The organism is Mycobacterium sp. 852002-50816_SCH5313054-b, assembly GCF_001667185.1.
GTDB lineage: Bacteria > Actinomycetota > Actinomycetes > Mycobacteriales > Mycobacteriaceae > Mycobacterium.
This window is the reverse complement of record NZ_LZIC01000014.1, coordinates 1-1,679: the sequence shown is the minus strand read 5'-3', so window position 1 is coordinate 1,679 and position 1,679 is coordinate 1. Positions and strand designations below refer to the sequence as shown.

General features: G+C 69.0%; 2 protein-coding genes and 1 pseudogene. All 3 read right to left on the bottom strand.

Annotated elements, in window-relative coordinates; all coding sequences use genetic code 11:
* Window positions 1-475, bottom strand: a 475-nt coding sequence (locus A5787_RS01855; RefSeq protein WP_156763716.1) for a DUF222 domain-containing protein, incomplete at its 3' end; no start/stop codon positions are given.
* An 81-nt stretch (window positions 476-556) separates the two neighbouring features.
* Window positions 557-1,513, bottom strand: a complete 957-nt coding sequence (locus tag A5787_RS01850; protein WP_066960776.1) for a dipeptidase — start codon at window positions 1,511-1,513, stop codon at window positions 557-559.
* A 4-nt stretch (window positions 1,514-1,517) separates the two neighbouring features.
* Window positions 1,518-1,679, bottom strand: a pseudogene (locus tag A5787_RS27150) (FAD-binding protein); the annotation flags it as partial.

The window sequence follows — 1,679 nt, the reverse complement described above, 5'->3', positions numbered from 1 at the left end:
CGGCCAGGTCGGCTTCGGCGTGCGCGCGGGTGCCCACGTCGACCTGCGCGGGCAGCTGGGCGAAAAAGCCGCGGATCACCTTCACCTGCCCGTCGCCGATCAGGCCCTGGCGTTGCCCGGCGGCGGTCGCGGCCAACTTCGGCGCCAGCGGCTCGCCGGTCAGCGCGCGACGCTGGCCCAGGTCCTCGGCCTCATCGACGCGCCGGGCGGCCTCGGCCTTGGTGATGCGCAACCGGTCGGCCAACGCCGAACGCAGCGTGCCGCCCAATTCTGCCGTGCTGGCCTGCGCCTCGAGTTGGTTGATCAATGCGTGCCCGGGGGTGCGCAGCCGGCGTGCCACGCGCTCCAGGCGCTCCAGGGCCCGTAACCGTTCCGGGGTGGTGAACACGTCGAAAGACAACGCGCACAGGCGCTCTGCATCGTGATCGAGCGCGTCGAAAACCTCGACGATCTCGTCACGACTGCTCGCACCCATGCCCCAAACTCTACGAACACCCACCGACAAAAACGCCCGCGCTGTGACCAGTGAAACCACAGTGACACAAGGGATTACGCACTACGTGCGCCACGCCTGTCGCGCCACCCGATAGAAGTTCCCGCCGAGCACGGCCGCGACGTCGGGGGCGCCCCACCCGCGGCCGCGCAGATGCTGCTCGAGCCCCAGGAAGGTTTCGGGCGGCATCCATTGAATCGGTCCCCAGCGGGTGTAACTTTCGTCGAACAGCTGCGGGTTGCGGGCGACTTCGTCGTGGAAATCCGCGAAATCAAACGAGAAGTCGGTGCTGACGCCGACGTGGTCGATGCCGACGAGCTCGGCGGCGTATTCCAGGTGCCGCGCCATCGCGTCGAGGGTTGGGGTGTTGGGTCCCAGGAAGATGCCGACGCCGGTGACGCCGATGACGCCGCCCGTCGCGGCGCTGGCTCGGGCCTGGTCGTCGGTGATGTTGCGCGGGTGCTCCCAGACGGTGCGCATGCAGGAATGGCTGTAAATGACTGGCCCACTCGAGATTTCGCACATGTCAAGCCCGGTGCGGGCGCTGCAGTGCGATCCGTCGGGAACGACGCCCACGCGATTCATCTCGCCGACGAGTGAACGGCCCCATGCGGTGAGGCCGCCGTCGGTGGTGTCCAGGCAACCGCTGCCGGCGCGGTTGGCGTGGTTATAGGTGGGCAGCAAGGTGCGCACGCCGAGCCCGGCGAGGGGGGCCAGGTTGTTGAGGTTGCCGTCGAGGGGACCGGAGTCCTCGAGGTCGAACACCACGGCGATCCGGCCGCCGCGGGTGATCGCGGCGACATCGCCGAGGGTGTCCGCCAACGCCAGCTGTGGGTGGGCGTCCACCGCCGAACGATAATGCCGCAGCAGGGCGGTCGCGTCGTCGAAGGTGTGGGGCGAATACCCCGCGTTGACGGACACCAATGCCCCCGCGGGGCGCCCGTAGCGGGTCAGGGGGTCGACGTCGGTGTCCGCCTGCAGAGGCAGGCAGGTGTGCTGGTCCCACACGAGCGACGTCATGGAACTAGTCTAGATCGACCGACTTCCCCGTGGCGGCCGCATGACCCGCCCGGTAGCCGAAAACCATTGCCGGACCGATTGTTCCACCCGCGCCGCCGTAGGCCCGCCCGGTCACGCCGGCCATCGCGTTCCCGGCGGCGAACAGGCCCGTTATCGGCTCCCCGCT

Excerpts from the sequence above, each read along its gene's own strand:
- A5787_RS01850 (WP_066960776.1), bottom strand. The coding sequence starts at position 1,513 with ATGACGTCGCTCGTGTGGGACCAGCACACCTGCCTGCCTCTGCAGGCG.